General features: G+C 65.5%; 1 protein-coding gene. It reads right to left on the reverse strand.

Annotation, left to right across the window (positions count from 1 at the left end; all coding sequences use genetic code 11):
- Positions 1-226: hypothetical protein (locus ACIPUB_RS20190; protein WP_407609014.1), on the reverse strand; the 226-nt coding region annotated here is incomplete at both ends.

The following is a 226-nucleotide window of genomic DNA, read 5'->3' on the forward strand; positions in this document are numbered from 1 at the left end:
ATTCCGTGGCGGCGATGACCGCCGTGAAGGTGGTTTCAAGCCTCGCGAAGACCGCGGTGGATTCCGTGGCGGCGATGACCGCCGTGAAGGTGGCTTCAAGCCCCGTGAAGACCGCGGTGGCTTCAAGCCCCGTGAAGACCGCGGTGGATTCCGTGGCGGCGATGACCGCCGTGAAGGCGGTTTCAAGCCTCGCGAAGACCGCGGTGGCTTCAAGCCCCGTGAAGAC

The sequence above is a fragment of the Paeniglutamicibacter sp. ORCA_105 genome (assembly GCF_045798545.1).
Taxonomy (GTDB): Bacteria; Actinomycetota; Actinomycetes; order Actinomycetales; family Micrococcaceae; genus Paeniglutamicibacter; species Paeniglutamicibacter sulfureus.